General features: G+C 64.3%; 17 protein-coding genes and 1 tRNA gene. 11 read left to right on the top strand and 7 right to left on the bottom strand.

Features of this window, described 5'->3' with window-relative positions:
• Positions 1 to 100 precede the first annotated feature (100 nt).
• Positions 101 to 2,503, top strand: coding sequence for a glycosyltransferase (locus B2828_RS00370; protein WP_479631687.1), 2,403 nt, complete (start codon positions 101 to 103; stop codon positions 2,501 to 2,503).
• 11 nt (positions 2,504 to 2,514) lie between these two features.
• Complete coding sequence (locus tag B2828_RS00365; RefSeq protein ID WP_479631686.1) at positions 2,515 to 2,772, top strand: DUF2164 domain-containing protein; 258 nt, start codon at positions 2,515 to 2,517, stop codon at positions 2,770 to 2,772.
• Between the two features lie 546 nt (positions 2,773 to 3,318).
• On the opposite strand, the gene B2828_RS00360 is transcribed toward B2828_RS00365, so the two are convergent.
• Positions 3,319 to 3,390, bottom strand: a tRNA-Arg gene (locus tag B2828_RS00360).
• A gap of 220 nt (positions 3,391 to 3,610) precedes the next feature.
• A complete protein-coding gene (locus B2828_RS00355; protein ID WP_479631685.1) occupies positions 3,611 to 4,663 on the bottom strand; it encodes an opacity family porin in 1,053 nt (350 codons plus the stop codon).
• A 161-nt stretch (positions 4,664 to 4,824) separates the two neighbouring features.
• Between B2828_RS00355 and B2828_RS00350 the strand changes: the two genes are divergently transcribed.
• The 6 genes from B2828_RS00350 (at position 4,825) to B2828_RS00325 (ending at position 13,928) form a co-directional block, all read left to right on the top strand.
• Positions 4,825 to 7,326 carry an arylsulfatase gene (locus B2828_RS00350; protein WP_479631684.1) on the top strand — a complete coding sequence of 834 codons (2,502 nt, stop codon included), beginning with the start codon at positions 4,825 to 4,827 and terminating at the stop codon, positions 7,324 to 7,326.
• A 116-nt stretch (positions 7,327 to 7,442) separates the two neighbouring features.
• A complete protein-coding gene (locus B2828_RS00345) occupies positions 7,443 to 7,712 on the top strand; it encodes a hypothetical protein (RefSeq protein WP_479631683.1) in 270 nt (89 codons plus the stop codon).
• A gap of 162 nt (positions 7,713 to 7,874) precedes the next feature.
• Positions 7,875 to 9,071 carry a TolC family protein gene (locus B2828_RS00340; RefSeq protein WP_479631682.1) on the top strand — a complete coding sequence of 399 codons (1,197 nt, stop codon included), beginning with the start codon at positions 7,875 to 7,877 and terminating at the stop codon, positions 9,069 to 9,071.
• Positions 9,072 to 9,085: 14 nt separating this feature from the next.
• Positions 9,086 to 10,366, top strand: coding sequence for an efflux RND transporter periplasmic adaptor subunit (locus tag B2828_RS00335; protein ID WP_479631681.1), 1,281 nt, complete (start codon positions 9,086 to 9,088; stop codon positions 10,364 to 10,366).
• Positions 10,367 to 10,384: 18 nt separating this feature from the next.
• On the top strand, positions 10,385 to 13,507 hold the full coding sequence (locus B2828_RS00330) for an efflux RND transporter permease subunit (protein WP_479631680.1): 3,123 nt from the start codon (positions 10,385 to 10,387) through the stop codon (positions 13,505 to 13,507).
• 4 nt (positions 13,508 to 13,511) lie between these two features.
• Positions 13,512 to 13,928 (top strand): hypothetical protein, encoded by a 417-nt coding sequence (locus tag B2828_RS00325; RefSeq protein ID WP_479631679.1) that lies wholly within the window; start codon positions 13,512 to 13,514, stop codon positions 13,926 to 13,928.
• Here the strand turns inward: B2828_RS00325 and B2828_RS00320 are convergent.
• On the bottom strand, positions 13,911 to 16,373 hold the full coding sequence (locus tag B2828_RS00320) for a hybrid sensor histidine kinase/response regulator (protein WP_479631678.1): 2,463 nt from the start codon (positions 16,371 to 16,373) through the stop codon (positions 13,911 to 13,913). The genes B2828_RS00325 and B2828_RS00320 overlap by 18 nt on opposite strands.
• 116 nt (positions 16,374 to 16,489) lie before the next feature.
• Here B2828_RS00320 and B2828_RS00315 point away from each other — a divergent pair, with 116 nt between their 5' ends.
• Positions 16,490 to 18,220 carry a chloride channel protein gene (locus B2828_RS00315; protein WP_479631677.1) on the top strand — a complete coding sequence of 577 codons (1,731 nt, stop codon included), beginning with the start codon at positions 16,490 to 16,492 and terminating at the stop codon, positions 18,218 to 18,220.
• Between the two features lie 189 nt (positions 18,221 to 18,409).
• Here the strand turns inward: B2828_RS00315 and B2828_RS00310 are convergent, their stop codons facing one another.
• Together B2828_RS00310 and B2828_RS00305 are read right to left on the bottom strand one after the other, a co-directional pair.
• Positions 18,410 to 20,029 (bottom strand): ArnT family glycosyltransferase, encoded by a 1,620-nt coding sequence (locus B2828_RS00310; protein WP_479631676.1) that lies wholly within the window; start codon positions 20,027 to 20,029, stop codon positions 18,410 to 18,412.
• Positions 20,030 to 20,033: 4 nt separating this feature from the next.
• A complete protein-coding gene (locus B2828_RS00305; protein WP_479631675.1) occupies positions 20,034 to 20,456 on the bottom strand; it encodes an acyl-CoA thioesterase in 423 nt (140 codons plus the stop codon).
• Between the two features lie 64 nt (positions 20,457 to 20,520).
• Between B2828_RS00305 and B2828_RS00300 the strand changes: the two genes are divergently transcribed.
• Together B2828_RS00300 and rfbA are read left to right on the top strand one after the other, a co-directional pair.
• The gene (locus B2828_RS00300) at positions 20,521 to 21,540 is read left to right on the top strand and encodes a glycosyltransferase family 2 protein (protein ID WP_479631674.1); all 1,020 of its coding nucleotides are present in this window, start codon (positions 20,521 to 20,523) and stop codon (positions 21,538 to 21,540) included.
• 5 nt (positions 21,541 to 21,545) lie between these two features.
• Positions 21,546 to 22,430, top strand: a complete 885-nt coding sequence (gene rfbA / locus B2828_RS00295) for a glucose-1-phosphate thymidylyltransferase RfbA (protein WP_479631673.1) — start codon at positions 21,546 to 21,548, stop codon at positions 22,428 to 22,430.
• 10 nt (positions 22,431 to 22,440) lie between these two features.
• Here rfbA and B2828_RS00290 read toward each other — a convergent pair whose 3' ends face one another.
• Both B2828_RS00290 and B2828_RS00285 read right to left on the bottom strand, forming a co-directional pair.
• Positions 22,441 to 23,781 carry an MFS transporter gene (locus B2828_RS00290; protein WP_479631672.1) on the bottom strand — a complete coding sequence of 447 codons (1,341 nt, stop codon included), beginning with the start codon at positions 23,779 to 23,781 and terminating at the stop codon, positions 22,441 to 22,443.
• Complete coding sequence (locus tag B2828_RS00285) at positions 23,778 to 25,100, bottom strand: aspartate aminotransferase family protein (protein WP_479631671.1); 1,323 nt, start codon at positions 25,098 to 25,100, stop codon at positions 23,778 to 23,780. Before B2828_RS00285 ends, B2828_RS00290 begins: the two co-directional genes overlap by 4 nt.
• Positions 25,101 to 25,103 lie beyond the last annotated feature (3 nt).

Here is a 25,103-nt window from a genome sequence, read left to right as displayed (position 1 = left end):
CCGGTTCTACAACCCCCGATTCCGCACGGAGCCAGCCGGGCCCGATTCGGCCCCCGTAAATCATTTTCAAACCCGGGAATCCTGTTAAAAAATAAAGACCATGGCCGCCACCGCCGATCTCCATCTCCATTCCCGTTACAGCGCCCGCTCGGCGGAATGGGTCTTTCGGCGGATCGACTTCCCCGACAGCACCTCGGACCCCCGCGAGCTCTATCGGCGGCTGCGCGAGGCGGGCCGCACGTTCGTCACGCTGACCGACCACAACCGCATCGACGGCGTGCTCACGATCGCCGATCAGCCGGGTGTATTTATCAGCGAGCAAATCACCACCCAGTTCCCCGAAGACCGGGCGCGCGTCGAGCTCCTCGCCTGGGGGATCACCGAGGCGCAGCACCGCGAGATCCAGGCCGCGCGAGAGAATATTTACGACCTCCAGCGTTATCTCGCGCAGGCGGGCATCGTCCACGCCGTGGCCCACCCGCTCTACCGCCTCGACGACCGCCTTAGCGCCGGGAACGTCGAAAAACTGATCCTCCTTTTCCGCCACTTCGAGGGCCTTAACGGCCTGCGCCATGCGCTCCTCGGGACGGTGACAGAGTACCTCCTCTCCCGCCTCACCCCGGAGAAAATCGACGAATTGGCCAACCGCCACAGCCTCGCCCCGACGCACCCCCAGGCATGGAAAAAAATCCTCGTCGGCGGCTCCGACGACCACGGCGGGCTTTTCCCCGGGTGCGCCTGGACCACCACGCCCGACGCCGCCACGCCCTGCGAATTCCTCGCCCACGTTGCTCAGGGTCGCTGCGAACCCTCGGGCCGGGGCGGCACCCCGCTCGCTCTCTCTCACGGGCTCTACAACACCATTTACTCCTTCGCCCGCGACAAATTCATGAGCAGCGAATCCTCCCACGGCCTCGTGGCGAAGGTCTTCTCCCGCTTCATGGAAGGGCGCGATCCGACGGAGTTCACCGTCTCCGAGAAAATCGGCCTGCTAACCCAGGGCATCGTCTCCGGGAAGATTTTCGAGCTCGCCAAACCGGCCCACGCCTCGCTCTGGAAAAAAATGGCCGCCGCGTTTGCTGACGCCGACCTAAAGCACCTCATGGCGCGGCAGACCGCGGGCGTCGAAGAGCCCGAGCGCCGCGCCTTCCTGATGGCCAACCTGCTCGTGAGCCGCCTCGCGTTCCGCTTCTTTACGAAATTCGTCCAGCAGATTTCCTCCGGCAACCTGATCGAGGCCATCCAGGAAATCAGCATCCTCGGGCCGCTGTTCCTCACTGTGAGCCCGTACATCTACGCCTTTCAGACGCAGTCGCCACCCCGCCCCCTTCTGCGCGAAATGTGCCAGCGCATTGCGGGAGAGATCCCGCCCGAGCTGCGCAACCGCAAGCGCGCCTGGTTCACCGACACCCTCGAAGACGTCAACGGCGTCGCCACCACCATCCGCAAAATGACCGCCGCGGGCGTGGCCGCCGGAGAGCAGCTCGTCGTCGTCACCTCGCGGGCCGAGACGCACGTAACGGGCATCCCGCTCAAGAATTTCGCCCCCATTGGCGAATTCGAACTGCCCGAGTACGAGCTGCAAAAGCTGAGCTTCCCGCCCATCCTGGAGATGCTCGACTACATTGCGCGCGAGGGCTTCAGCGAGCTCATCATCAGTACCCCCGGCCCCGTCGGCCTCACCGCACTCCTGGCCGCCAAGCTCCTCGGCTTGCGTGCAGTAGGAATTTATCATACCGACTTCCCGCAGTACGTGCGCATCCTCACCGACGACAGCTTTCTGGAGACCCTCACGTGGAAATATATGCACGGGTTCTACAGCCAGCTCGATCTCCTTTACGTCAACAGCGGCGCCTACCGCCAGGCGTGGATCGACCGTGGAGTATTACCCGAGCGTATCGCCATCCTGCCGCGCGGGCTCGATATCGAGCTTTTCCATCCCCAGCGGCGGGATCCGCATTTCTGGGAGCGCTACGGAAAATGGAAGGGCAAGCTCGTGCTGCTCTACGTCGGGCGCGTCTCCAAGGAAAAGGACCTCGACGTCATCGTCGGCGCCGTCCGGGCTTTGGAGAAAGAGAAAGCCCCCGTGCAGATGGTCTTCGTGGGCGACGGGCCGTATTTGAAGGACCTGGAGCGGGCCCTGCCGAAAGCGTGCTTCACCGGCGCGCTTGCCGGAGCGGAGCTGGCCACAGCCTACGCCTCCGCCGATGTTTTCCTATTTCCGAGCACCACCGACACCTACGGCAACGTCGTGATCGAGGCCCACGCGGCAGGCCTGCCGACCGTGGTCTCCGATACCGGGGGACCGAAGGAGCTGGTAGTGGAAGGTGTTACCGGATACGTCACGCGCAGCCTCGATATCGAGGACTTCACCCGCGCCGTGCGGCGGCTGGTCGAAGACGAGCCGTTGCGCAAAAGAATGGCGCAAGCCGCGCGCGAGAGCGTATTGCAGCGCGACTGGTCCCGCGCCTTCCGGGCCTTCTGGGAGCGCTCGCCGGAGTAGTTTTTTAAGCCATGGGCATCGACCTCAACAAACAGGAAATCAGCGAAATCGTCCCGTCGATCCAGAAATATTTTCGGGAAGAATTGGAAACCGACCTTAGCGAAATGCACGCCAAGTTTCTGCTAGCGTACATCATGAAAGAGATTGCGCCCCTTGCGTACAACAAAGGCGTGGCCGACGCCGAGCGCTATTTCCGGGAGAAAGTCGAGGACCTCAGCGGCATCTGCTTCGAGCCCGCGCTGACATTCTGGCTGAAGAAGAGGAGATAGAGCGGCCGCCGCTCCGTTGTTTGCCCGCCTGATTACTTTTGGCATAAACGGTTTGTTGTTGCCTTTAGACATTGGTTTTCCGGAGGTAGAGCGTTACCCATTTGGCAAAGCCAGAGTGGTTTATTGGCCGGGGTGACAATGATGTTGCTACCCTGGACAATCACAGGGCGGCCGAGGGGATACTTGAAGGTCAGCACGCAGGGTCTGAAAATGCGGCGTTGCATGGCGCGAAAGCAAACGCCGCTACACGTTTCGGTAACGGGGCCTTCGGCGATGTATTCGGAAATCCAGCAGCCTTCAACGTCAGCGAGGACGACCCGTTGATAAGAGGGGGAGCAAGAAACCGCGACGCGACGGAAGCACCTGGTGGAGCAACCCGACTCCATTGCGGACAGAACAGCCGCAGCGAGGAGAAGCAGAGTGATCCGTTTCATGCCCGACGATTTCAAGAAGAGCCTCCTGGGGCAATGGCAAAAACGCCCGCTTGTGGGGTGAGGGGCTTCCCGATGAATGGTCAGGAACCGGAAACTAGCTCCTCAAGAAGAATGTCCCCGGTGAGAATCGAACTCGCATCTAAGGTTTAGGAAACCTCCGTTCTATCCGTTGAACTACGGGGACCGCTGCTTGGAAACAAGAGGCTGATGTGTTTTCACGCCTCCGAGTCCTGCAAAAGGTTGCCGGAAATCCTCCTTCGGCTCTCGCCCTTCCGTTAACGTTTTGCGGGGTTATCCTGCCAGCTTCATCTTCCTCCCGCAACGGTATTTTGGTGCCAAACGATGTCCCTGAAGGGCGCGGATCGACAGGCGGTTCGTTTCGCGGGCTCCGCGGCTCTTGGAGTCTAGAAATTTACGCCGATGGTGACGAGGGCGCCTCCGTTGGAGATGTCGTAGGTGAAGGTGTCGTGGTGGTAGTCGACGTAGAGGTATTTGTAGCCGGCTTCGGCCCAAATATTGCGTGTAATTTGATACCCGATCGCGCCGATGGCTTCCACGCTTACCCGCGAACCGGCGCTGAAGCCGCCCACGTCGGCCTTGGCGGTGACGTAAAGGGCCGGGGTGAGGTTGTAGCGGGCTCGCAGGCCGAGGTACGGGTCGAGCCAGTCTTGGTTGAGGCTGAAGGCGCGGCTCAGGTTGCGCCGGAGGATTTGCGCGATGTTGCTGGCAACTCTTGCCTTCGCTGCGGCGATTCGCTCTCGGATGCCCGAGGCGATGGCTGCCGCGAGCTCGGGGTCTTGCTTGGCGGCCCGGACGGCGTCGACGATCTTTTGTTCGAGGCCGCTGGTCAGTGGGGGCACGGGCAGGGTCGGGTTTTTCCCGTCGAGCACTCCCCGGAGCGCTTTGTCGAGGGTCCGCTCGACGTCGGCGAGGGCGGTGTCCACCAGGCGTACGCTGGTCGAGTCGATGTCGGCGTTGTCGGGATGCAATTGGAGCCGGGAGTAGATGTTCATGTAGCGCATCCCGGCGAGGAGATCGACCCAGCCGCGGGGCGTTTCGATGACGCGCCAGCTGGCGTCCAGGTCGGCAATGGTTTCCGTGAATCGGAGGTCCAGCTTGGAAACGAGGCCGGGGGTGTAGACGCCCGCCTGGTCGCCGAGGTAGAGATAGTCGGCGTAGATGCCCAGGCGGTCTTTCCTGACTTCGGCGCTGAGCGAGGTGGTGAAGGTGACGTGCCTGAGGATGGTGGTGGCGCTTAAGTCCACGTGGGCGTCTTTGCCGCCTCGGCCTGTTGTGCCCCAGGCCGAGGCCAGCCAGATGGGGCTAGCCAGTTTGAAGGTCCACGAATCGGGGTTGGGTTCGGCCGGGCCCGGTTCGAGGGTTGCTTTGTCGCCTGCTCTGCCGGGGAGGGCGGATGCGAGCGCGAGCAGGAGGATCAGGGGTTTGGATGAGGTCATGGAGTGTGGGGCAAAATGCCACTTCCTATTCGCGTCAGCGGCCGCCGCCCGCCGCAAGAATCGCCGGGTGGGCAACCGTGGAACGCCCGAGGCGACGAGGGGGAGTCCGCGCGCCGCCGCGCTGCCGATAGGGTCTGTGGCTGGAAATAAGGAGGACCTGAATGAGACCGACGATTTTGCTGTCCGCGGTGATCCCGTTTGTTTTGGCGGCGGTGCCCGCTCGTGCTCAGCAAATCACCGGAACGGCCGGTTCGCCAAGCGCCACGACTACCCTTGACGGTCGCCGCCTTCCGGCCCCCCCCGCGCCGTTCGGCGGGGTGATCAAAGAAAACGCCTTCCAGTCCACGCCCTATTGGCCGCCCACCATCGTCCCTCCCAAGGGCGCGCCCAACATTCTGCTCATCATGACCGACGACGTCGGCTTTGGCGCGCCGGGCACCTTCGGGGGCGTCATTCCCACGCCCGCATTGGATCGCGTGGCGCAGATGGGGCTGCGCTACACCCAGTTTTGTTCCACCGCGCTTTCCTCGCCGACGCGAGCGGCGCTGATTACCGGGCGCAACCATCACACCGCGGGTTTTGGCGTCGTCACCGAAGTGGCCACGGGCTTCCCCGGTTACGATTCGATCCTCACCGATGACAAGGCGACCCTCGGAACCATCCTCCAGCAGAACGGCTATGCCACGTCGTGGTTTGGCAAAGACCACAACACCCCGGCCTTCCAGGCGAGCCAGGCCGGGCCTTTCAAGCAATGGCCTGTCGGGATGGGCTTCGATTATTTCTACGGCTTTGTGGGTGGGGATACCAGCCAGTGGCAGCCAAACCTATTTCGTAATACCACAGCGATTTACCCCTACGTTGGTAAACCGGCATGGAACCTGACGACCGCCATGGCCGACGAAGCCATTGCGCACCTCAAAATGCTCAACGAGGTGGATTCGCGCAAACCGTTCTTTGTCTACTACGTTCCCGGTGGCACGCACGCGCCGCATCATCCCACGCCCGAGTGGATCGCGAAAATCCACGAACTGCACCTTTTCGACAACGGCTGGAACCAATTGCGCGAAACGATCTTCGCCAACCAAAAGCGCCTCGGCGTCATTCCGCAAAACGCCCGGCTGACCCCGTGGCCAAAGGAGCTGCTGCGCGAATGGGAGAGCCTGAGCGCGGAGGAAAAAAAGCTCTTCATCCGGCAGGTGGAAGTCTACGCTGCCTACCTCGCCTATACCGATCACGAGATCGGGCGGGTCATCCAGGCCGTGGAGGATCTCGGCAAACTCAACGACACGCTGATCGTCTACATCAGCGGCGACAACGGATCGAGCCCCGAGGGGTCGCCCAACGGCACGCCCAACGAAGTGGCGCAATTCAACAACGTTGAGGTGCCAGTGGCGGAGCAGCTCAAGTATTTCTACGACCTCTGGGGATCGGACCGCACCTACAACCACATGGCCGTGGGCTGGACGTGGGCCTTTGACACGCCCTTTAAGTGGACCAAGCAGGTGGCGTCGCACTTCGGCGGCACCCGGCAGGGCATGTGCATCGCCTGGCCCGGCCACATCGAGGGCGCGGGCGGTATTCGCAACCAGTTCAGCCACGTCATCGACATCGTGCCGACCATCCTGGAGGTGTGTAAAATCCCCGCTCCGGAGACCGTCAACGGCGTCAAACAATGGCCCATTGAGGGCGTGAGCCTGGCGTACACCTTTGATCTCGCCAACGCCGACGCCCCCACACAACATCATACGCAGTATTTTGAAATGTTCGGTAACCGGGGTATCTATCACGACGGCTGGTATGCCAACACCCGGCCGATCAGCCCGCCGTGGAAAATGACGGCCACCCCCAACCCCGACGTCATGAATAGCTACCAGTGGGAGCTCTACGACCTGCGCAACGACTGGACGCAGAGCGAAGACGTGGCGGCGGCCCACCCGGAGAAGCTCAAGGAGTTGCAGGAAATTTTCGTCGAGGAAGCCTACAAACACCAGGTATTCCCACTGGATAATACCATCGCAACGCGAGCCATCGCCCCCCGGCCGAGCGTAACGGCGGGCCGGGATGAATTCACCTACTCCGGTGAGCTGACCGGCATCCCCATGGGCGACGCGCCGAGCTTGATCGCGGCTTCGTACACCATCCGCGCCGAAATCGAGGTGCACCAGGGCGGCGCGGAGGGCATCCTCGCCACGCAGGGGGGACGGTTTGGCGGATGGGGGTTCTACCTGCTCAGAGGCAAGCCGGTGTTTCTGTGGAATCTCCTGGACCTCAAGCGCGAGCGCTGGGAGGGGCCGCAAGTGCTCGCTCCCGGCAAACACACCGTCGAGTTCGACTTCAAATACGAAGGCTTGGGCATGGGCACGCTTGCCTTTAACAGCACCAGCGGATTGGGCCGGGGCGGCCCGGGCGTTCTGAAAGTCGACGGCACGGAGGTCGCCGCCCACCACATGGCGCGCACCATCCCGCTCCTGCTTCAGTGGGACGAATCCTTCGACGTCGGAGCCGACACCGGCACCCCGGTGGACGACCGCGATTACCAGATTCCCTTCCGCTTCACGGGCACCCTCGGCAAGCTAACCATCCGTATCGAGCGGCCGCGGCTGACGCCGGAGGACGAGCAACGGCTGCGAGAGGCCCAGCGCAGCAACCATGCCAGCGAGTAATCGTGAACACCGCCCGGGAGCGGAAAGGAGGGGGCAAAATGTTACCGCATTGCAAAAACAAAGGCTGCCAATCTTTCCGCTTGCGCCGCGGCGTTTCTTCGCGCAATTTCCCCGCGATGCGATTCCTCCGAACCCAACTTCTCGCCCTGCTGATGGCCGTGGCGTTTGTTTTTGGTTGGGCTCATTGCGCACTCGATCTCGGGTGCTTGGACGAGGCGTCCATGCCCGCCGGGTTCCACACTTGCTGCTGTCATTCCCCGGCCGTGTCCGATACCAAGCCGCTGGTCGTCAAACCGGTCGAGCGGCCCCTCGAACGCATCGCCGTAAGGATCGAGCCCAACGCGCGTCTGGTGGCGGTTTCGATCTTCAATCCTCCCAAAGCTTAGCGCCGGTCCGGCTTTTTTCTGCCGAACGACGTCCCGTGCCCTATCGGCCCGGGGGCTTCCTATTCGTAATCTCCACACCGAGGAGGATCTGTGTCTTGCTATTCTGCTATTCCCAAAACTATATGGTCTTTTAGTGCTCTTTCGATAACACGTAAGCTGCTGATGCTGAGTATAATATGCGCCAGCAGACTTGACGCCGCCACGCTCACCCTGCCGGAAGCCGTCCGGCTGGCCCTGGAGCGGGAACCCGACCTGCGCGCCACCGCAGGCAAGCTGGAGGCCGCCCGGGGCCAGGCCGACCAGGCGGGCCGGTGGTCCAACCCCGAGCTGCAACTCAGCCTGGAGGACTGGCCGCTGAGAAGCTCCGGCTGGGCGTCATCCAAACGCCTGGGAGGGGTCTCCCAGACCGTCCCCTTCCCCGGCAAAAAACGCCTCGAACGCGAGATCGGCGCCGCCGGAGTGCGCCTCTCGCAAGCCGAGCTGGAGCTTCGCCGCGCCGAGACCGCTCGCGCCGCCAAGGTCGCCTTTTTCCAGGTCCTGGCCGCCCGCAACCTGCTGGGTGAGGAGACCGGCATGGTCCAATCCGCCGAGCGCCTGGCCACCGCCGCCAAGAAGCGCGTGGACGCCGGAGCCGTACCTGAAGACGTCAGTCTGCGCGCCGCCATCCCGCTGGAAAAAGCCCGGATGGAGCTGGCCGATGCCGGGAGGGATCTCGCCATCGCCCAGCGCACCCTGGCCGCCCTGCTGGGCCGCCCGGACCTGCGCGAAGCCGTAGTCGAAGGGGCCTTGGCCGAGAGCGCGAACCCCGCGCTGCTGAGCCGCGACCCCGCCGCGCTCTTTGCCTGCCACCCGAGCGGCAAGGCGGCGCAAACCGGCGTCCATCGGGCGCAGCTGGAAGTCCGCCGGGCCCGCCTGGAGGTCTACCCGGATGTCACCGTCGGAGCCAGCGCGGGCCGCGAGGCGGAGACCAACGCGGCCATCGGCCAAGTGCAGCTCGGCATCCCTCTGCCGATCTTCGACGATGCCAGCGGCAAGCGTCGCGAAGCCCGGGCCAACCTCGCCTCCGCCCAAGCGCAAGCCGAGGCCATCCGGCTGCGGCTTACCCGCGAATGGAGCTCCGCCGCCGCCCGTCTGCGCACCGCCTCGGCCCAGGCCAAAACCTACCGCGAGCAAATCCTGCCCAAAGCCAACGAAGCTCTGGAGCGGATGCAGGCGGGCTTTGACGAAGGGAAATACGAACTCATCGATCTGCTCGAAATCCAGCGCACCGCCATGGACGCGCGGATCGGTTACCAACAAAAACTTCTGGAACTCAACACCGCCCAGGCCGATCTCGAAGCCTTGCTGGGCAAACTTTAACGCTCTCCTGATTCATGAAACCTCTTTTTCTTAAAACATTCGCCGCATTATCGCTGGCTGCGCTCGCCGCGCTGCCCGCCGGGTGCTCCCGGAGCGGCTCCGGCCATGACGACGACGATGGCCACGGCCACGGCGAACACGCTGGCCACTCCCACGCGGCCGAGGCCACGGCGGGCGAGGGCAAGATCTGCCCCGAACACAACGTCCTCGCCCATGAATGCGGCATCTGCAAGCCCGAGGGGCTCGGCAAGCTCAAGCCTGGCGAATCGGCCAAGCTGCGGCTGCCTTCGCCCGATTCGGCGAACCTCGTCGGCGTCAAAGTCGCCAAGGCGGAGTTGGGCGCGGCCCGAGATACGATTGAGTGCTACGCAGAAATCGCTTTCGATCAAAACAAACTGGCGCGCATCGTCGCCCCCGTGAGCGGGATCATCGAAAGCGTCGAGGTCGATCTCGGCCACGCCGTGCAGGAGAAGCAAAGCGTGGCGCGGCTCTGGTCGGCGTCCATTGCCGAAGCCTCCTCCAAGGCCGTCCTGGCGCGCCAGGCCCTCCTGCGCGAGCAGAAGCTGCGGGCGCTGAAAGCCACCTCCGAAAAAGACCTCCAGGAAGCCGAGGCCGCCCTCCAGGCCGCCAGCCAGCTGATGCAAACGCTCGGGTTCACCGAGGAGCAGATCGCCGCCATGGATAACCGGCGGCGCGAATCGGTCATGCTTCCCCTGCGTGCCCCCTTTGGCGGCGAGGTCGTCGAGCGTTCCGCCGTGCGCGGCGCGATGGTCGAGGCGGGCAAGCAGCTCTTCACCGTGGCGGATTGCTCCACCATGTGGGCCCTGGCCTCCGTGCCGGAATCTGCCCTGGCGCGGGTGCGCGTGGGGCAGGAGGTGGAGCTTCGCGTCGAGGCCCTCGGCGAACGCGTCTTTAAAGGCAAAGTCACGTGGGTCGGCTCGGAAGTCGACGACCGCACCCGCATGGCGCGCCTCAGAGTCGAGGTGCCCAACCCCGAGCGGCTGCTCAAGGCGAATTTCTTCGCCAAGGCGCGCATCCTTTTGCCGAGCAACGAGCGGGCCGTGCTGGTGCCCGAGTCGGCCATCCAGCGCGTCGATGGCAACCCGATGGTCTTCGTTCAAAAAGAGGCGGACCTCTTTGACGCCCGCGCCGTCAAGCTCGGCGCGCGGTTCGACGGTCGCGTAGAACTGCTCGAAGGTCTTAAGCCCGGCGAGCCCGTCGTCGTCGCCCACGGCTTCCCCTTGAAATCGCAACTCCTCATCTCCCATCTCGGCGCAGGTTGCGCGGATGATTAACCCTCTCTTTTTTCATCCATGCTAAACTGGATCATCCGAGCCTCGCTCAAGAACCGCCTGCTCGTCTGCGTGCTGGCGGCGCTGCTGGTCGCCATCGGCGGCCGCTCGATCGTCAACCTGCCCGTGGACGCCTTCCCGGACACCACGCCCGTGCAGGTGCAGATCAATACCGCCGTCCCCTCGCTCAACCCCGAGGAAGCGGAACGCCAAATTACCATCCCTATCGAGCTTGCCGTCAGCGGCCTGCCAGGGCTGCAAAACGTCCGTTCGATCTCGAAATTTGGCCTCTCGCAAGTCGTCGCCACCTTCGAGGATCGTACGAATATCTACCTTGCCCGCCAGCTCATCAACGAGCGGCTGCAAAGCGTGGAACTGCCCGAGGGCCTGGCGCGCCCGGAGCTCGGCCCAATCTCCACGGGCTTGGGCGAGGTCTTCCACTACGTCATCCGCTCCGACGACCCCAAGCGCACGCTGGTAAGCCTGCGCGAACTCAACGACTGGGTCGTCAAGCCGCAGCTGCGCAAAGTCCCCGGCGTGGCCGAGGTCAACACGTGGGGCGGGTTTGAAAAACAGTTCCACGTCGTCGTCGATCCGCATCGACTGGTAAAATATAACCTCACACTGGATCATTTATTTGATGCGCTGCGCAACAACAACCGCAACGTCGGCGGCGGCCAGGTCGTGCGCAACGGAGAGTCCCTCCTCGTCCACGGCATCGGCCTGGCCACGAACCTGGCGGAGATCGGCGACATCGTCATCGACGCCCGGGGTGGCGTGCCAGTACGCGTGCGCGACGTGGCGGAAGTCAAAGAGGATCACGAGATCCGGCGCGGCGCGGTCACGGCGGCTGGCAAAGGCGAAGCCGTGCTGGGCCTGGGCTTCATGCTGATGGGCGAGAACAGCGCAGCCGTCACGCACGGGCTTAAAGCCAAGCTCACCGAAGTGCGCCCGCTCTTGCCCAAAGACGTCGTGCTCGAAACCCTCTACGACCGCACCGAGCTGATCGACAAAGTCATCCAGACCGTCAAGCACAACCTCTTCGCCGGGGCGTTGCTGGTCATCGCAGTGCTCTTTGCCTTCCTCGGCAACCTGCGCGCCGGGCTCATCGTGGCCATGGCCATACCGCTTTCCATGCTGGCCGCGGGCGACCTGATGCTGCAAACAGGCATCGCCGCGAGCCTCCTGAGCCTGGGCGCGGTCGACTTCGGTCTTATCGTCGACGGCTCCGTCGTCATGGTCGAAAACACCATGCGGCGGCTCGCCGAGCGGCAGCATCACCTGAGCCGGGAGCTCACCTTCCTGGAGCGCGCCGAAACCCTGCGCGACGCCTCGCTCGAAGTGGCGCGGCCCGTGGCCTTCGGCGTCGGTATTATCCTCGTGGTCTTTCTGCCGATCCTCGCCCTTGAAGGCGTGGAGGGCAAAATGTTCCGCCCGATGGCCCTGACGATGATCTACGCCCTAGCCGGTTCGCTGGTCCTGGCCTTGACGCTCACGCCCGTGCTGGCGAGCTTCTTCCTGCCCAAGCGGATCAAGGAAACCGAGCCGTGGCTCGTGCGCCTGGCCCACCGGACCTACACCCCGGTCCTAAACTGCGCATTGCGTTTCCGCAAAGCCACGCTGCTTTCCGCGCTCGGGATGCTCGTCATCGTCGCCGCGATCGCCTCGCGCATGGGCGGTGAATTCCTCCCCAAGCTCGGCGAACAGGCCATCGTCGGCACCACCGTCCGCCTCGCGGGCATCTCTGTGGACGAAGCCGTCGCCTACAACGATCGGATCGAGAAAATCCTCCTCGCGGAATTCCCCGACGAGATCGCCAACATCTGGACGCGCCTGGGCACCGCCGAGGTGGCCACCGACCCGATGGGCATCGAGCTCTCCGATTTCTTCCTCGCGCTCAAGCCGCGCGAACAGTGGAAGAAGGCGCGCACGCAAGGCGAGCTGGTCGATAAAATGAGAGAGGTCTTCACCAAGCTGCCCGGCATGACCGTGGCCTTCAGCCAGCCCATCGAAATGCGCATGAACGAGCTGATCGCGGGCATCCGCTCCGATATCGGCATCAAGATTTCCGGCGAAGACCTGGAGACCTTGAAGCAGCTCTCTACCTCCGTTCAGGGCGTACTAGGTAAGATCAAAGGCGCGGGCGAAATATCTGGCGAGCAGCTCACCGGCCAGCTCGTCCTGCGCATCAAGGTGGACGCGGAAAAGACCGCCCGCCTCGGCCTCTCCACGCGTACCGTGCTCGACGCCGTCGAGGCCGTCGGCTCGCACAAAGTGGGCGAGGTGCGCGAGGGCGAGCGGCGCTTCCCGCTGGTGGTGCGGCTTCCCGACCGGCAGCGCAGCGACCCCGAGGCCCTTGCCAGCACGCTCATTCCCACCGAATCGGGCGCGGTCCTGCCGCTCTCGCGCGTGGCGGATATTGTTGAAACCGAAGGGCCCGCCACCATCAACCGCGAGTGGGGCCGCCGCCGGATCACCGTGCAGTGCAACGTGAAAGGCCGCGACGTGGCCGGTTTCGTGGCCGAGGCGCAAAAGAAAATCGCCCGCGAAGTAAAGCTCCCCGAGGGCTACAGCATCGAGTGGGGCGGGCAGTTTGAGAACATGGAGCGGGCCAATCGCAAGCTGGTTTTCGTCGTCCCCATGGCGCTCGGGCTCATCTTCATCCTGCTCTACTTCAGCCTCGGCGCCTTCCGCGACGTTCTCATCGTCGCCAGCGGCATTCCGCTCGGTGCGGCGGGCGGCGTCCTGGCGCTGTGGTTGCGAGGGCTTCCGTTCACCGTCAGCGCGGCTGTCGGCTTTGTTGCCTTGAGCGGTGTGGCGATCCTCAACGGCCTCGTGCTCGTCACGTTTATCAAGCAGCGCATCGACGGCGGCGCGCCGGTCGAGACCGCCGTGCGCGAAGGGTGCGCCGCGCGCTTGAGGCCTGTGCTTATGACGGCGCTGGTGGCTGCCGCAGGCTTCATCCCGATGGCCGTTAACGTCGGCGTCGGCGGCGAGGTCCAGCGCCCGCTGGCCACCGTCGTCATTGGCGGCATCCTATCTAATACGCTACTGACGCTCATCGTCCTGCCGACGCTTTACACCACGTTCCGTCGCAGAAATCCGTCATCGAAAGATTCGCGCAAAGAAACCTTAACTGCATAAACGTATGTTCAAAGAAACCATCTGCTTTGTTTCCATGCTCACGGGGCACCATAGCTGCCCGAATGAAAAAGTGATCCCGGTTCAAAACGAATCGCGCAACGGCGTCGTCGTTTACCAGACCCACGCTGGCGTCGAGGACGGCTACACGCACATTTCCGGCACCGTTAAAAAAGGCTTCGGCCCGGGCGAGGTCAGCGCGGCCAATACCCACTTGGACATTACCGCGACGCGAAATGGAAAGGTGATCCACGCCGTTGCTACGGACTTCTTCCCGAAGACCATCCCGGCCACACGCCAGGGCACTCCGGGCCGTTCGCGTTTCGCCGTGAAGATGGGCGAGCTGCCGCCGGACGCGAAGATCCTCGTGAGCGTCCATCGCGAGCCGCTCGGGGCCTGCGGTTTCTCAGCGCCGGGACGTTGACGCGGCCGAGGTGATCCGTTGCACGGCTGCGCGCAGCGCCTCGAAGCTCACCGGCTTAACGAGGTGATCCTCAAACCCCGCCTCGCGGCTTTTGCGGATATCCTCCTCGGTGCCGTAGCCGCTGTAGGCGATGCCTCGGATGTGATCGCTGTGGCGTAGGCCGCGCATGATTTCGAGCCCGCTGCCGTCGGTCAGCCCGAGGTCGCTGATCAGCACGTCGAAGGGCTCGCGGGAGGCCGTCTCCAGCGCGCCGTGGACGCAGTCCGCCGTTACCACGGCGTAGCCCCAGCGGCGCAGCAGCTTGGCGAGGGTCGAGAGCGTGTCGGGGTGATCGTCGACGAGAAGGATCTTGCGGGGGCGCTCGTGTGGCGCGGCCAGGGCAGCGGTTGCGAGCGGCTCCTGCGGCGGGGCGATGGCGGGGAGATCGACGATGAAGGTCGCTCCCGAGCCCGTGCCCGCGCTGAAGGCCGTGACTGTGCCGTGATGCAGCTCCACGACGGTCTTGACGATGTTCAGCCCCAGGCCGAGGCCGCCAAAGCGCCGGGTCTTGGTCTGGTCGCCCCGCTCGAACGCGTTGAAAATTTTCGGCAGCAGCTCCGGGCGGATTCCCACGCCGGTATCGGTAATCCGGATGCGCAGCCGGTCGCCTTCGTTGCTCATATCCAGGGTGATCTGGCCCCCCTCCGGCGTGAACTCGACGGCGTTCTTGATCAGGTTCCAGAACACCTGGCGCAGCCGCGTCGGGTCGGCCTGCACGTGATGTAATTTCGCCCGGAAGCTGGTGACAATCTCCAGGTGTTTGGCCTCGATTTCCTTTTGGCAGATTTCCAGCGCGGTGCGCACCAGCGTGCAAATATCCAAGACCTCCAGGTGAAGTTCGATTTTTCCACGGCTGATCTTGGTAACATCCAGTAAGTCGTCAATGAGCTTGGACTCCATCTCCACGTTGCGCCGGATGAGGTCCATGTCGTCTCGTAGGTCTTCCGAGAGGCCCTCCTGCGCCTGCAAGGCCGAGACGGAGGCCAGGACCGGCGTGAGCGGCGTGCGCAGTTCGTGGCTGAGCACGGCGAGGAATTGATCCTTGGCGCTGTTGGCCGCCTCCGCCGCCTCCTTGGCCAGCTTGAGCGCTTCGTCGGCGCGGCGTTTTTGGGTGATCTTTAGCAGTTCGTTGGCCACGAGCTGCATGTGGATGATATCCTTGTCGTCGTATTTGGCGTCCTTGTTGCCGACGCCAAAAATGAGCCTGACCTTGTTGTGATCAATGACCGGCACGCTCATGAAGCGGTGAATGGGCGCGTGGCCGGACGGGATGCCCTTCTGGTGGGGCGAACGCGGGTAGTCGTTGTAAACCACCGGTTTTTGCGTGCGCACACAGTCCGCCCAGTTGCCCGCTTTGTTGATGGAATAGTGGCTGTCGGAAACTACAGCGCAAGTTTTCAGCGCCGCTTGGTTCCAGGTTTTGAGTTCGATCGTCTTTTGGTCGTCCGATACGATGTGGAGAAACCCGATTTCGCTGCCCGTTAGCTCCACGGCGCGGTCGAGGGCGAATTCGTAGAGCTCATTTTCCGTCAGCCCCTTGGCCTTGTCGTAAAGCTCCAGGAGCACCTTGCTGCGCTCGGCTTCCTGGCGCAGGTATTCCTCAGTATGCTTGTGCTCGGTCAAGTCATTGACGATGGCGAGCACGCCCACCACGTTGCCTTCCGCGTCGTTGACGGGGACTTTGTTGGTCTGAATCCACAAAATCTCGCCGCTCGCGGTGTTGATCTGTTCTTCGATGCCCAGCTTGGGCCGTCCCGAGGTCATCACTTCCAGATCGTCCTTGAAATAGGCTTTCGCGAACTTCGGGAAGACTTCCTCGGTGGTATGGCCCTCGATGGCATCCCTTGGCATGCCGATGTCGCTACAGACCTTGTCGTTGACCTTGACGATGCGGTTGCGGGTGTCCTTGTACCAGATCTGGGCCGGGAGGAGGTTGAAGATGGTCTCAAAATCGGCCCTCTGGCGCTCCACATCCTGCTCGGTGCGCCGGAGCTCGGTGATATCCAGATGGGTTCCGATGACCCGCAAGGGCTTCCCCTCGGCGTCCCGGAAAAGGAGCCCCCGCCCACAGATCCACCGGGTCTCGCCATTGGGCTGGATAAAGCGGTAGGCCCATTGCTCTTCTTTCCGTTCGGAGTCCATCCAGGCCTGGAACAGGGCTTCGAGGCGAACCCAGTCTTCCGGGACAATATGGCTGATCCAGTCGGCGATAGTATATTCGGGAGTGTCGGCCTCCAGGCCAAAGATGGTGGTGCGCGAGGAATCCAGGATCACCCGCTTCCCGGGGAGATCCCATTCGAAGAGGCCGACGTGGCTTGCCACGCGAGCCAGCGACTCCCATGCATTGCCTTCGCGGGCAGCGCCGGGCCTGGGGGGAGTTGGTTCAAGTGGTTGGGCGAATGGCATTTCCTGTTCTCCCTGGCGGAGAAAGCTAGTTTGAAAACGTGGAAATTTCAAGATGCCATGGGGCCGGGCATCGGGGAAGGCTTTACGTTGAGTTTGGTGGGTTCTACGGTGGGGTAATGTACTCGCTGGCTCAATCGTTGTGCAAAATCGGGGCGCGTGCGCGTCCGATCCTCCCCATCTGCCTTTATGGGCTAGTGGGGAGCCTGGCTGCGGTCGGGTTTCAGCTTTCCATAGAATGGGTCTACTATTGGTTTTATCGCGTCCCCTCGGCGGGGGGGATGGGGCGTTTTGCCCTGATCACCCTGGCGGTAAGCGTCGGCACCTCGCTCCTGGCGGGGTGGCTTGTCAGTCTCTGCCCGGAGGCGGGCGGCAGCGGCATCCCGCAGTCCAAGCTGGCGTTCTGGAAGGAATTTGGCTACGCGCCCCGGCGGGTGGCATTTTTCAAGTTTGCCGCGGGGGTCATCGGGATTGGCGGCGGCCAGAGCCTCGGCAATGAAGGCCCCTCAGTGCAGATCGGCAGCAGCCTTGCCTCGACGGTCGCGGGCTTCCTGGGCATTTCCAAGCCCCACCACCGGGCGGCCAATGCGGCAGGATCGGCGGCGGGCCTAGCGGCAGCTTTTAATGCCCCGCTCGCTGCGGTGGCGTTCGTGCTGGAGGAGATTATTGGCGATTTGAACAGCCGCTTCATCGGCGGCGTGCTTCTGGCGGCGGTGATCGGGGCCTTCGTGGTCCACGCGATCATCGGGGCGCAACCGGCCTTTGAGCTGGCGGTCATTCGGGAGCCGACCTGGCGCGCCTACCTGCTGATGCCCTTAGCCGCCGGGCTGGCGGCGCTCGTGGGCGTCTATTTCCAGCGCTTTTCCTTGGGCTTGAGGGCCCGTGTCAACACCCTGAGCCTCGGCCATGGCATTCCTCGGGCTCTGCTGCCGCTTGGAGGGGGCCTTATTACGTGGGCCATTGGCGTCGGCGTTTTTGCAGCGACGGGGCGGCTCGGGGTCTTTTCGCTGGGCTATAGCGACCTCAATGACGCGCTGGCGCACGGCATGGGCTGGAAGCTCGCGGGCGTGCTGCTGCTCGGGAAACTGGCCGCCTCCGTCTGCTCCTACGGCTTTGGCGGCGCAGGCGGGATCTTTGCCCCCAATCTCTTTTTTGGCGCGATGTGCGGGACGTGCCTCGCCGGGGTCTGCTCCCATTTCCTGGCCTTGAGCCCCGCCGACACCGTCGTTCTGGCCGTGGGCGGCATGAGCGCCTGCTTGGGCGCGGTGATGCAGACGCCCGTGACGGCCATCCTGATCATCTTCGAAATGACCCACCAGTTCGCCCTCGTGCCGGGGTTGATGCTGGCGGGGTTGGTCAGCCAGGTGATTGCGCGCTCGATCAACCGGGTCAACTTCTACGAAGGCGTGCTGCTCCAGGACGGCCACCACCTGGAGCGCCTCATCCCGCCGCGCGACTTGCAAAGCTGGCAGCGCCTGGCCATCTCGGCCATCGCCCAGTTCCAGCCCGTCGTCATTGCCGACGCCTCCGAGGCCGCGCTCGGCCGGGTGCTCCGCGAGCATCCCTACCGCTATTTTCCGGTTGTGGAGCAGGGGACCCTCGCGGGCCTCGCCTCCCGGGTGGAACTCGAAGCTGCCCTCGCCGCCCACCGGCCTCCGAAGTGGCTTCCCGCCGTTACCTGCCGCCCTGGCGACATCATCCAGGAAGTGCAGAACCGCTTTATCGAATCCCCCGTCGGCTTCCTGGTCCTCACCGATACCGACGGGCCGGGCGCGAAGGTGCTCGGCATCGTCACGCTCCACGACGTGCTCCGCGCCCAGGTCGCCATGAGCGAGCGGGAGAACGGTTAGCCTAAAACCGCGAATAGGATTGCCGCAAAGAGGCGCAAAAAGCGCAAAATTAAAGAGATGCGCTGAGTTTTTAGCGTGTTTCAGATTCACCCATAGGGCGAGCTTCCACGCAGACATTTTGGGATCGTAACGCTCTGTTTTTGCGCCTCTCGCGCTTTTTTGCGGCTATTTTCGTCGCCGCTTTTTGCCCTAAAGCTCCGGCACCAGTGGCAGGTGTTCGCCCGGATCGCACCCGGGGCTAATCTTCACCGGCAGCGTCGCTTTCCAATAACTGAGGCGTCCGCGTGGCGCGATGAGCAGCGCCGGGGCCTTCCATTGGGCCGCGAGGTCCGGGGGCACGGGCTGAAGGCGGCGGCGTGCGTCGTCGCTGAGGTAAAAGAGCAGGCTGCTGGCCTGGTAGCGGCTCGCGTCCAAGTAGAGCGGCTGCGGCCCGGCGCTCTCGACGCAGCCGGTGAGCTGCGCGTCGGAAAAATACGGGGCGAACTTCGCGCCGATATCCGCCATGGCGAACCCCGCCGGGATCATCGCCCCGAAAAGGGCCAGCAGCGCGAAGCGCCGGTTCTGCATATACTCGGCCAGGAACGCCGCCGCCGCCAGCAGCGCGAAGGCGAGCAGCCCCAGCGAGGCCAAGGGCGTCACCGCGAACCAGAGAAAGGGAGGAATGGCCGCGAGCGTCTCCGCCTTGGTCGGGAAGACCACCGGCAGGATCGTGCGCAAATGCTGCGTGAGGTAGAGCCCCGCGCATGCCGCGATCGCCACCGTCAGGCAGCCGGAGAGGAACGGCTTGCGACGCAGCGTATTGAGCGGAGCCGCCGCCCAGAGCGCGAAGGGGGTCCAGCACAGAAGCGCGTAGAAGGTCGAGGGCACCGTGGCCGTCACCGCTGCCGAGGCCGCCAGCCAGGCCAGCGGAAACGCCTCATCCCAGGCCGGGCGGCGCAGGTGCCAGAGCCGCAGCGCCAGCCCCCCAAAGGCGGGTAGCAGCATTAGCGACCAGGGGAAAAGCAAAAGCGCCTGCGTCCAGAGGAGCCGGGGCCAGGGCGTCGTTACATTCGGCACCGCGTTTTCGCTCCAGGGCGCGAACCCCGAGGCGATCATCAGCCCGGCCGTCAGCCCGAAGACCGCCCCGCCCACCCACGAAAAAAGCCCCGCGAACCGCAGCCGCGCCTCGGGATAAAAGAGCGCCAGCACCATCACCGCCCCGGGCGGGATCAGCCCCACGCGCCAGCCCCCGGCCAGCGTCGCGCAGCCCCAGGCCGCCCAGGCGCACCCCAGCCAGCGGCGGCGGTGCGGGCGGTCCTGCACGCCCCGTTGCAGGCAGGCCATCGTCAGGGCCACGAGCGCCGCGGCAATCGGGATCGGCGTCAGAAGGCGCCCCACGCTCAGCAGCCCCGGCGAACACAACAGCAGCAGCGCCGCCACGCAGCCCCGCCAGAGCGTCCCGGCGCGCTCCGCCATCCGCAGAGTCAGCCAGATCAGCGCCACTACAGCCAATGCCGAGGGAAGCCGTGCCGAGAATTCGCTCTCTCCGAAAAAGCTCAGCGAACTGCGGGTCAGCCAGAGCGCCAGGGGCCCGTGCAGGAGAGCCACCTCGCCCGTCGGCACCCAGCCGCCGTGGGGGTAGAGCGCCAGCGCCTCCCCGGCCAGCTCCCCCTCGGGGCCATTGGTAATCAGGCTCCAGCCCGCGGGCGGGAGGTAAAACAGCACCGCCAGCGCCATCACCAGGAGCCGCACCAGACGCGGGCCATGCGGCGGCCGCAGCACGAGCGGCGGCAGCATCTGCGTCTCCAGCGGCCAGGTGTTGGTGGCCATGGCGTTAGCTCCTTAAATGCGCGAAACACTCCATCCAATGCGCCGGAACCCGCTGCGGCTTCCCTTGGGGCATCTGCACCAGCGCGAGCATCTGCCGGGATTCCACGATGAGCGCCCCGTCCGAGGGGCGGACGACCCGGAAGGCGCACCAGAAGCGGCTGCGCTCCACGGTCTCCAGGCGGCCCTCCACCACGAGGCGGTCGCCCAGCACCGCCGGGCGCTTGTAGTTGATCTCGATGCGAACCACCACTGGGAAAAGCTGCGTGCGCGACATGTCCGCCAGGCCCAGGCCCAGCTGCTCGCCCAGCTCCGTGCGGGCGGTCTCGATAAAACGCAAATAAGCGATATTGTGGACCACGCCCGCGCAATCCGTGTCGAAAAACATTACCTGTACCTGCGTCTCAATGGTCGGCGTTTCGGGTAGCATGGGTGAAGTTTAGGGTTTCCGAACTCGGAGAAAAGCTCTAAAACGCTCCCTAGCCAACCCCCGAATGGATCATCTCAGCGTGCCCTCCGTAACCGTCGTCATCCCGTCCTACAACCATGCCGCGTACATTGGCGCCGCGCTAGAGTCCGTGGCCGCCCAGAGCCTCCCCGCCCGCGAAATCGTCGTGGTGGACGACGGCTCGCGCGACGGCTCCCCGGAGATCATCCGGGCTTTTGCCGCCGCGCACCCCGGGGTAAAGCTGAGCCTCATCGAGCAGCCCAACGCCGGAGCCCACGTCGCTCTCAACCGCGCCATCGCCGGAGCCTGCGGAGCGGATTTCATCGCCATCCTCAATTCGGATGACCTCTACGAACCGGAGCGCCTTGAGCGCTGCGTCACCTGGCTCGGGAGCCATCCGGAGAAAGCCGTGGTCTGCACCGCCTATCGCCTCATCGGCACCGACGGCGAGCCCCTCCCGGCCGATCACGCCAAAGTGCGCCGGATGCAGCGCATCTGGGCCGACCCCTCGCGCGATGTCGCGGAGTGGCTCGGCGAATCGAACTTCACCAAGACCACCAGCAACTACGTCATCCGCGCCGACTACGCCCGGGCGCATCCCTTCCGCGCCTACCGCTACGCGCACGACTACTTCTTCGCCTCCTTGGCTGTGCTGGAGGGGGCCTTCGGCGTGCTGCCCGAGCCGCTGCTGCGCTACCGCACCCACACCACCAATACTATCAAAGCCGACGGGCGCGCCCCCGTCGCGGCAGAGCTCGTGCGCCTGGAGTTCGATCTTCTGCGCGAGCTGGCTCCGCGCCTGGCCGTCTCCGGCGAAGTGCGCGCCGCCGCCGGCCGCTACTTCCGGCGGCTCTTTGATGGCGCCTCTGATTTTCGCGCCGATGTTTTCCTCTCCCTCGCCGCCGGGCTCGTGGCCGATCACGCCGCCTCCCTCGGCCAGCGGCTCGACGCACTCAATCCTACCGACTACCCAGAGCTGGCGGCCCCGCCCCGGCGCTCCGAGCCCTTGCCGAAACCTTGTGGCGGATTGATGCGTCTGCTGGGGCTCTCCCGCGCGTTTTTATGAGCGCAATGAAAATAGAGAAGGCCATCATCCTTGCCGGCGGCTCAGGAACCCGCCTGCATCCGCTGACCCGCGTGGTTTGCAAGCAGCTGCTCCCCGTCTACGATAAACCGATGATCTACTACCCCCTGGCCACGCTGATGCTGGGGGGCATCCGGGACGTGCTCATCATCTCCACACCGAGAGACACTCCCAGCTTTCGCGATATCCTTGGCGACGGCTCGGGCTTCGGTATCCAGCTCCATTACGCCGTCCAGGAGCATCCGGCAGGCATCGCGCAGGCCTTCCAGATCGGCGCGGACTTCATTGGCGACTCCGGCGTCGCCCTTATCCTGGGGGATAATATATTCTACGGTACGCTCGATTTTTTCCGCACCGCGCTGACCATACAACAAGGCGCGTGCATCTTCGGCTACCCCGTGCGCGACCCCAGCCGCTACGGCGTCGTCGAGTTTGACGCCCAGGGCCGCGCGGTGAGCCTTGAGGAGAAGCCCGCCCGCCCCAAGAGCAACTACGCCGTCCCCGGCCTCTACATTTACGACAACCAGGTCGTCGACATCTGCCGCCACCTAAAGCCCTCCGCGCGGGGCGAGCTGGAGATCACCGACGTCAATCGCGAGTACCTGCGGCGCGGCCAGCTTTACGTGCAAATGCTCGGGCGCGGCATGGCCTGGCTCGATACCGGCACGCACGAAGGCCTCATGGAAGCGAGCGATTACGTCGCCGCCATCGAGCACCGCCAGGGGCTCAAAGTCGCCTGCCTGGAGGAAGTGGCCTTCAACGCCGGGTTCCTCAACGCCGCCGAATTGCAGGAGCGCATCGAGCGGATGCCCAAGTGCGACTACCGCGAGTATCTCGAAATGGTCCTGCGCGAACGTTGCGGGCGGGCGTAGGCTGCGGCGCTCAATCCTCCGGTGGCCTGGAGTACTGAGTCACATTCCGGATGCCAGAGGCGATTTCCGCCGGGAGGATCCCCTTTTCGATGTAGATTGGCCGGGCGGCGTTTCGGAATGCCGGGAGCCGCAGGCCGAAAGTAATCCCGCTGGCGATGCAGACGAACCCGCCGAGCGTCACCGTCAAGGGCGCGCCGAGCCGCTCCGCCACGCCCCCCGCCAACATACTGCCGAAGGGGGCCATGCCCACGAACGCCACCGTAAAGAGGCTCATCACGCGGCCCCGCTTATCGTTTTCCACCAGCGTTTGCAGCACCGTATTGGAGAGAGCCAGCTGCATGATCATCCCGAAGCCCGTCAGCCCCAGGCCCACGAGCGAAAGCGGCATCCAGCGCGAAGTGCCGAAAACAACCAGCCCGACGCCGAAAATCACCGCCCCTGCGGCGATCCGTTTCCCCGCGCCGAGCACCGACTTGCGCGAGGCCAGGTAGATCCCCGCCAGCAGCGCGCCGCCGCCCGGCACGGCCATCAGGTAGCCCAGCGTATGCGCCCCGCCGTGGAACACCTTGGCCGCGAAAATCGGCATCAGCACCATGTACGATGCCCCCGTCAGGCTGACAATGGCCACCAGCGTGAGAATCGTCCGGATGGGCAGGAAATGCAAAGCATAGCGCACCCCGTCGGCCAGCTCGTGGAGCGCCTTCGAGTCTCGGTCGCGCGGGCGGATCACCGGGTTGATGCGCATTGCCGCCAGGGCCGCGATCACCGCGATGTAGCTCACCGCGTTGAGCAAAAAACAGAACGCCGGGCTCCAAGCCACCAGCAGCAAGCCGCCGACCGCCGGGCCGATCATGCGCGTCCCGTTGATCGTAAACGAATTGAGCGCCACGGCATTGGGCAGGTCCGGTCCATGGCCCACCATATCGGATATGAATGCCTGGCGCGTTGGCATGTCCGTCGCCAGGATCGTCCCGCCCACGGCGTTGAGCACCACCACCCACCAGATCGTCAGATGGTTCGAGTAGGTCAGCACCGTCAAGATCGTCGCCTGGATCATCGCCAGCGACTGCGTTAACAGGAGCAGCTTGTGACGGTTCGCGCGGTCCACGAAGACGCCCGCGATCGGCGTCAGCAGAAACACCGGCAACTGCCCCGCGAAGCTCACCAGCCCGAGCAGAAAGGGCGAGTTGGTCAGCTGATAAACCGTCCACCCGAGCGCCACGCCCTGAATCCACGTTCCGACGAGCGAAATACACTGGCCGCTGAAAAACAGCCGGAAATTTCGATGCCGAAAGGACCGGACCACCGAGAGGAACCCGGAGATCTCGGCGGTGTTGGATTCGGAAGTCATGAAAGGTAGGTGGCGATGCGTTCGGCGGTAAAGTCAATCTCCAGGTCGGCAATGTCAAAGGGCGGCGTGAACCCCAGCACATCCCCGCGCGGGCCGCTCTGGAGCAGAATGAGCCCGTCGCGCAGGGCCCGTTTCACAAGGTTATTAAGGGCCAGGCCGTCCAGGGCGAACTCGATTGCCACCAGCAGCCCCACCCCGCGCACGTCCTTGATGAGCGGCGAGGCGATCCCGCGCAGCGCCGCCTTGAGGCGCTCGCCGCGTTCCCGCACGTGGGCCGCCGTTTCCGGCCGGGCGTGGATCTCCAGCGAAGCCAGCGCCATTGCGCAGCCGAGCGGATTGCCCAAAAACGTGCTCGTGTGGAGCGCCTCCCCCTGCGAAAGCGGCCAGGCGTCCATCACCGCCTCGCGCCCCACGCAGGCCGAGAGAGGGAAGCCGCTGGTGAGCGCCTTGGCGGTACAAAGCAGGTCGGGGACCACCCCCGAGTGATCGCATGCAAAGAGCGCTCCGGTGCGGTTCAGCCCCGTGTAAATTTCATCCAGGATGAGCAGCAGCCCGTGGCGGTCGCACACCCGGCGCAGCAGCGGCAGGAACCCGCGCGGCGGCACGATCTCCCCGCCGCGTCCCTGGATCGGCTCCACCAGAATGGCCCCGATGGGCTTTGCGGCCACCGCCGCGTCAATCTGCGCCTCCAGCCGCTCCTCCCAGCCCTCTGGCCCGTCCGGGAATTCGTCGCCACCGGGGATTGAAGGCCCGTGCGGGTAGGGGAGCAGCGTGGCGAAGTCCTTTAACTGCGCGTGGAAGGGCTCGCGGAAATAGGGCGTCCCCGCCACCTCCAGCGCGCCGTAGCCCAGGCCGTGGTAGGCCCCCTCAAAGGCGATCACCCCCGGTTTCCAGGTGGCCAGCAGCGCCGTCTTTAGCGCCGCCTCCACCGCTTCGAAGCCCGAGTTGCCCAGGATCGTCTTGCCCCGGCCCGCGCCCCAGCGCTCGAAGGTCAGCGCGCTGAGCCGCTCGCAGAGGCGGGCCTTGAGCGGCGTCGGGTGGACGTCGCCCATGCCGTGGAGGAGCCTTCCGGCTTGATCCACAAGCGCCTCGCGCACCGCGGGCGCGGTATGCCCCAGGCCCGCCACGCCAAAGGCGCTCGTCCAGTCCAGGAAGCGGTTTCCGTCCACATCCCACACATTCACCCCGGCGGCCCGTTCCCAGAAAACCGGGAACTCCGCGTCGAGGTAGGTCACATTACGCGATTCATAACGGCGCAGCGCCTCCGCAGCCTCGCGCGAACGGGGGCCGGGAATGGATGTGTGAAGTTCGGGTAACACTAG

Source organism: Spartobacteria bacterium UBA695, from assembly GCA_002298145.1.
GTDB lineage: Bacteria > Verrucomicrobiota > Verrucomicrobiia > Chthoniobacterales > Chthoniobacteraceae > UBA695.
This window is presented reverse-complemented; position numbering and strand designations above follow the sequence as displayed.